The sequence below is a fragment of the Caldisericum sp. genome (assembly GCF_049967455.1).
Lineage (GTDB): Bacteria > Caldisericota > Caldisericia > Caldisericales > Caldisericaceae > Caldisericum > Caldisericum exile_A.
In genome coordinates this window covers 1-5,968 of record NZ_JBMFSR010000053.1, presented here as the reverse complement: position 1 = coordinate 5,968, position 5,968 = coordinate 1, and the positions used below count along the sequence as shown (strand labels likewise).

Sequence of the window (5,968 nt, the reverse complement as noted above, 5' to 3'; positions counted from 1 at the left end):
GTTCCATCGAAGTCGTCAGAAACGTTTAAATAGAAGAATTCATTTTTCTTGTCGAAAGGCTTCTTTTCAAAAACTACAATGTTTGTATCAACTGTAGCTTCAAAGACTTTATACCCACCAAAATCAATTATCTCTTTCAATATCGTTTTTTCTTTCAAGAATTTCCTGAGTTTTTCTCCATACTTTGCTCTCATCCACTTGTTAGACGAGATAAATGTGAGGATACCGCCATCTTTAAGCAAATCATAGCCTTTTTCGTAGAAGTAAGTATAAAGGTCTGAGGTTGAATTGAAAACCTGGTATCCCTGCTTTGAAAGCGCATCTTTCTGGTCTCTAATTTTTTCCTGCCTTACATATGGCGGATTTGCAATCACAATATCAAAACCATCTTTTGCACTTGGAAAGAAGTATTTTATATTGAAAAACTCAACGGGTTTATCTAAAAAAATATTCTTGTAACTGTCCCATAGTTCCATTTGATAGCTCAAATCATTAATAATTTTATTCTGTGGGGCTGTTGTCTTCCGCATTCTCCCGTCCAACGATTTTCCCCGATACTTTATCTCTTCAAGTTTTTCGCTGACTTTTTTGTCTATTAACTTTTCTATTTTACCTCTTAAATCCTCCTTTTTCTTGCGGTCAGAGGCATAAAAATAATTATTGGTAAGCTCTTTGAGGTCATCAAAATATGTATCCTTGATAAGCTTTGTTTCACCTGTTTCGTTTATCATCTCGGCTTTCTCCACATCAATGAGTGAGTCTGCAATGACAAACTTGAAATCAAGGTTTGGTAAAGGCTCTACTCCCGAGTTAGGTTTTGATTTATCTACTTTTATATCAACTACAAGGGTTAGAAAAGACCTTAGCCTTGATATTTCTATTGCGGTGGGCTGGATGTCGATGCCGAAGATTGAATCTCTTAGAATGCCAAGCTTCCTCAAATAGTTTTCCTCTTCGCGCTCTCCTGACCATTTTTCTTTTGTCTTTTCTCTCAATGTAGGATCATCTATCTTTGAGAGTTTCTTCTCAAGCCAAAGTTTATTTTCTGGGTCAACTTTCCTTAAAACGAGAAGCAGCTTTTGCAGCAAACCCATCGGGAATGCTCCCGAACCACAAGCAGGGTCAATCACTTTGAGCTCATCAATTGCATCGATGATTTGCAATTTATCATCATTTGTTAAATCTATTTCCTCGCTCTGATACGACAAAAGGTTGTCAATGATTTTTTCTTGAAGCTTTGTCTTGTTAAGAAAGTAATGCTTTAGGCTTTCGGTTACCATATAGTCCACAATACCTCTCGGCGTGTAATAACTGCCTGTGAGCTTCCTTGCGGTTTCTTGAGTCTCTTCGTTAATTTCTGCAAGAAGGTTCTCAAAAATTCGCCCAAGCATTTCTGGGTCTATTGAAATTTCTAAATCCACAGGAGTGCTTTCATCTACGGTAAAGTTGTACCTGTCGAGGATTTCAAAGAGATCTTTGAACCATTTATCGTCTATTTTTACGGAAAAATTAATCCTTTTGCTAAAATCATTTTGCTTTGAGTCGTAAAAATCTTCGTCTAAGCGTGACTCAAAAAGGCCGCCATTGAGAAAAGGCGTATCTTTGAATAGAGAGTTTTGCTTGAAAATTGTTTCTCTGTCTTCAATCCTTTTGTTTAGGACTTCAAAGAATAATGGTTCAAGAACGCTATGGTAATAACTATCAGAAGTTCTTAATTCAATAGGAAGCACTTCTTTATAATTATCTACTGCTTTTGCAGAAAGAACAGAGTCACTTATCAGATCTTTCTTTTTGAGAAACCATAAGAAAATAAGCCTGCTTAATAATTTGATGGCAGAGATTCGTTCAACCTTAGGATCCTGCGTGGGCAATTTGAGGATTTTAGAATGCTCTTCCTCTTTATTTCCTCGTTTGACCTTACCACCTATAAGCTCATAGAATTTGTTTGCAATTTCCACGAAAAAGTCTTTGGTGACCTTTTCTACACTGAATGCATTTACTAAATCCTCTAGTGTGTTTTGTTTTCCTATTATGTTTCCAAGTTGGGTGATTGCAGTGTGAATGTTTCCTTGCCCCACAACATAATAATATCTTTTCGCTTCGGAGATTTCTTTATCAACGCCCTTTTCGCTAAGCTTATATGAAACAGTCACAAGGGCAATCTTCCATTTTGCCTTGTTTGGCGTGTGGTAGGCAACAATTGCGGCTTCTACTACTTGCTTTTGCAAATATTGAGCAACAAGATTCCTCTGAAAAGTAGGGGAAGATTCAACATTGCTTTTGAGCTCTACATCAAGCGCAAAAACACTTTTCCCATTCATTTTGCTTTTGCCAAGGAAGCTAAAAGAGGAAACCTTCTCTTTTTGAGAATCATTTAACTCTATTGTACCTGTTTGTTCCTCAAAGTTTGGAAGTATTTCTTTTACAAGATAGAGAAAATTTGCGCGTGAGTAAGAATTCTTAAGATAAGCTTCGAGATTCATCAAGCCCCTCCTTGAATACGCTTGAGAGTATAACCTTTTTATCTGGTTTTTCTTTAAACTGTCTCATTGAAGAATAAACATATTCATCGGGAATCAGTTCTAAAAGGATTTTCACTTTCTGGGTTGGCTCAATTACATTTTGCAGTTTTTTGTTAGCAAGTTTTACTATATACTGAGAAATTGCACCCGCCTGAAGTGCATCTTTCAAAGTATTTAAATATTCACTATGGCTCAAATCGTTAATAAGTGCGTTCACAATTGGAAGCAGTTTTTTTGTGGATTGTGGCAAACGTCTATTTATGTCAGATTCAATTGCCATTTGAAGGTCTTGTTCAAACTGCTCATTATTCCTCCTAAACATATCATAGAAAAAATCAGGGATACGGTTTGCAGGTTCAGTTGGCTTAGCTTTAATCATATTGAAAGAGTCAATTGGAGCAAGCTCAATTGTTTGAGCCTCATCTGTCAAATAAAATTTGGGCAGGTTGCCATATTTAAAGAATGTTATTACTTTATTTTCCTTTGCAAGCCTTGTTGCTCGCGCTTTGATGGGTATATGCTTAATTTTCTCGAAGAGCTCACGATTTTTATCCCTTATACTTCTTATTTCTTGTAAATACTTAAGTTCCGGGTCGATTTCAGCTTCTTCGTAAGTTGATATTTTGTTCATTGAGTCAAATATTCCAGTAGTTTTGGATGTGTCAAACTTGGTGAGGTATTTTGAATCTGCGCCAAGCGTATTTATGAACATCTCAATCTTTCGAGTGGCTGCGGCTTTAAGGAATATTTTGTTTTCTGTTTTCTGCGTGGGAAAGAAGTTGTAAATATAAATCTTTCCTTTGGAGCCTACACGGTTGATTCTACCAAACCTCTGGATTATCCTTGTCGGATTCCATGGTATGTCATAATTAACTATCGCCGTTGCCTTGTCAAGGTTGAGGCCCTGTGAAAAAACATCAGTTGAAATTAATATCCTGAACTTATCTTCTTGCTTTGGATTCCTTGGGTCGAAATTCCTAACTGCTGCTTCAAACTCTCCTTTTGATGACCTGCTTGAGATTGCAATGAAAGTACCTTTTAGCTTTGGGTCTTTTTCAAATTGCTCTTTGAGATAGTAAAGTGTATCTTCAAATTCAGTAAAGATAATTAATTTTTGCTTTCCAAGAATTTCGTCACCTAAGAGAAGTTCTCTCATCTTGTCAATTTTTGGGTCAACTGTTACTTTGTCCCAACGAGCCTTTAGGTCTTTAATGATATTTATGTCATTCTGAAGATCTTTTTCAAATTTTTGTTCAAAATATTCGGAAGGGATCCAGAAAACTGTCTCGTCTCTTTCAACTTCTGTAATCTTTTGTTCCAACTCATCAAGATCCATCCTGGCTAAGTTTCCAATGATGTTTTTACCTCTTGAAAAAGGAACTTTACCCTTTTCATAAAGCGATAACAACATTTCATAACTTTTAAGCATATTTGCAAGGGTTTTTCTAAATGCCTCAAAGGAGCTATCAAGCCTTTTCAGAAAGAGTATCCTCATAAGACCTGTGAGAAGTGCTTCAGACATTTTCTCAAAATCCAAATCTTTTGTATCTATAAATTTGTTTTCCCATAAATAGTTAACGCCATCTGCTTTAAGATAGGATGTAAGTTTATACCTCGCATAAGTAAGAGTTTTATCATTTCCTTTTGTACTTTTAGATTCGATTGCCTTTACACTGTCTTCAAAAAGATTGTCTGTCTCCTTATCAAGCTCATAAAACAAAGGCTCAGGGTCGGATACTTCAGGGAATGTAAGCCCCTGCTTCTCTATATCATCATGGTAAAAATCGAGAATATCCTTCCGAGTTCTACGCACCATTAGATGTTTAATTACTTTGTTCTTGATATCATTCGATATATCATTTATCAATGATTTTATTGAATCAACGCTTAATGCACTATCCTTTTGTTTGAATTTAAGTTCCTTATATTTCTTTGTTATATCGCCAAAAAAATTATAAAGGTTCTTAAGGTCAGGAATCGTGCTATTAAATTTGTTTTCAAATAAATAAAGTTCGCTTGCTATGTCTTGTGGTTCATTGTTCAAAGGCGTTGCAGTTATAAGCACCACCTTTTTGCCCGCACAAAGCTCATGCAGCACTGCATAACTCTCAGTATCCTCATTTCTGAATGTGTGTGCCTCATCAATAAAAATTAGTTTATACTTTGAAAATCTATCGAAGTCTATTTTGTCAAATTTAAGCATTCCTGAAGATATTATTTTTGGAAATACCCCAAAGCTTTCCATTACATTTTGCCAATAATCCATTAAAAGCGGAGGGCATACCACGATAGGCCTCTCTGCCAACTTCTTTGCAAGAAGGCTTGCAATATATGTTTTGCCAAGACCTACAACATCGCTAATAAAAACTCCCCCATGTTCTTTTAATATTTTTTCAGCCTGTAAAACCGCTTCTACTTGATATCTAAATTGCTTGTACTCCTTTGGAAAATCAATTGTTGCAAGGTCGTAATCAATAACATCCTTAAAATATTCGTAAAGCGTTTTGAGATAAATTTCATAAGGAGTGAAATCATCTTTTATATAAGTCTCGTTCTTGATGGTTTTTATAAAATCACTTGTAAGGGGAATGCTTTCTTTCCATAGTTCTTCGAACTTGCCTTCAGCGAACTCTACGTCAGGTTTATCCTTGAGTTCGACATTGAACTCAAGGTTTTCAGCAAGCCCCGCGGCAGAGAAATTGCTTGAGCCAGTTATCACTTTGCCATAATCCTCTGAACCTTCTTTTTTAATCATAATATATATTTTTGCGTGAAGTTTTCTGTCAGGGTAGCCTCTTATTTCGAGTTTTCCTTCTTCGAGGTATTCTAAAAATTTGTATATACCTTCTTCTATTTCTTTCTCGGTTTCTGAATTTTCAAATTCACTTGTTATAAGTTTTTTGATTTCCTTCTTGATTTCAACATCTGTTAATGTGCCTGAAGCTGATGAATATGTGAATTCATCTGTTCCCATACCTACGATTATCCTTATCTTTTCGACACCTTCAAGAGACCGCCATAATTTGTAAAAGCCCGTAACAAAAAAATAGCCAACGATTACATCAAATTGCCTGGTATTGTTTGAAAGGATCGCTTTAAACCTATCAAATGTTGTGACTCCATCTCGGTTTGTAAAAAAATGTGTATCAGTTCCTTTCACCTTTTCCTCCTTATTTTCGTGCTCTAACTTTATTTTATAACTTGCAACAGAATTTGCAAGAATTGGCATTAAATCATTAAAGAATCTATTAAAAATATAGACATTAAGATAAACAATATTCACAAAGCTATTGAGAACGGGTTCAATCAGAACCTGTTTGGAGAACGATTAGAAGAATTGAAGATAAAAAAGAGGATTTATTAAAATCACTAATACAACCTTGTTGGCCTTCTTTTGGAGCCCCAACTACATTTGCAATTAGAACAATGATTGCATTCACTACTTA

General features: G+C 35.6%; 2 protein-coding genes. Both read right to left on the bottom strand.

Annotated features, from left to right (window positions below):
- The coding region (locus ACP5SP_RS07210; RefSeq protein ID WP_428076363.1) for an Eco57I restriction-modification methylase domain-containing protein at positions 1-2,483 on the bottom strand (2,483 nt) is incomplete at its 3' end.
- Positions 2,461-5,805, bottom strand: a complete 3,345-nt coding sequence (locus ACP5SP_RS07205) for a helicase-related protein (protein ID WP_428076362.1) — start codon at positions 5,803-5,805, stop codon at positions 2,461-2,463. The genes ACP5SP_RS07210 and ACP5SP_RS07205, both read right to left, overlap by 23 nt.
- Positions 5,806-5,968: the final 163 nt, after the last annotated feature.